Annotated in this window: 2 protein-coding genes; both read right to left on the minus strand. The window is 68.1% G+C overall.

Features of this window, described 5'->3' with window-relative positions:
- Positions 1 to 419 (minus strand): ATP:cob(I)alamin adenosyltransferase (locus HUK84_RS19830; RefSeq protein WP_176641739.1); only part of this gene is annotated, 419 nt, incomplete at its 3' end.
- Positions 420 to 535: 116 nt separating this feature from the next.
- On the minus strand, positions 536 to 1,030 hold a 495-nt coding region (locus tag HUK84_RS19835), incomplete at its 5' end, for a DUF4142 domain-containing protein (RefSeq protein ID WP_176641740.1).

A 1,030-nucleotide genomic window follows, 5' to 3' on the forward strand; every position in this document is an offset into this window, starting at 1 on the left:
CGGGCCAGGTGGGCGTGGGCCGCGCCCGGCGTGCCGGCGGGCAGGACGAAGCTGCGCAGCGGTTCCTGACGGGCGCGCAATTGTTCGGTCGCCTGTTCGATGAAGGCGACCGCCGCGTCGCCGCCCCGGAAATTGTCGGACGTGCCGGCCGAGGGGTCCGTTTCGGGGGATTCCGTTTCGGGCACGCACAGCATGCCGCCGATATCGAACAGCAGCGATTGCACGCGTGCGAGCGTGGCGTCCAGCGGCGAGGCGGGCGGGACGTGCAGGCGCAGTACGCCGATCGTGGCATTGGCCTCGTCCACCGTGCCCAGGGCCTCGATCCTGGGACAGGATTTATCCACCCGCGTGCCGTCGCCCAGGGCGGTCTGCCCGGAATCGCCGCCCCGGGTGATGATGCGATCGATCCTGATGTTCATGCGCGCAATGCCTTCCGGCCGGAGGATGGAACCGGGGGAAAGCGCTCTTGCGGCGTCACGTGCCGAAGCGATGGTCCCCCGGCTGGCGTTCTCCCCGGCCGGCACGCGCCGCTTCTTCAGTGGTGGTGCCGGTCATGATGACGTTTGTGTTGGACCAGGGCGGTCGCCATGTCCAGATGCGACTGGATGACGGGGGCCGTGTCGGCGGCATAGGATTTCAGCGCCGGGTCGGTAGCGTTTTGGGCCGCGGTCTGGAACAGGGGCAGGGCCTCGCGATGGCCTTCGATCTGGATATGGATGAAATCATGGTCGAAGGCCCGGCCCTTTTCCGTCTTCAGCCTGTTCAGCACGTCGTTTTCATCCGACGTGAGACCGGTCGGCAGGGTCGCGCCGTGCTGGTCCGCGATGGTGCCGAGCCTGTCCCGGTTCGCCGTATGGTCGGTGCCCGTGCGGGTCGCGTAGGACTTGATCTTCGGATTGGCGGATTGGCTGGCGGCAAGCTGGGAGATGGCGATTTCGAAGGCGTCGATGTGGGCGGCCTTGCCGACGAAATCGGCGTCGGCCTCGGCGAAGGGCGGCGGCGGAGGGGGCGCCGGCGGGGGATTGGGTTG

It is taken from the genome of Nguyenibacter vanlangensis (assembly GCF_013376155.1).
Taxonomy (GTDB): Bacteria; Pseudomonadota; Alphaproteobacteria; order Acetobacterales; family Acetobacteraceae; genus Gluconacetobacter; species Gluconacetobacter vanlangensis.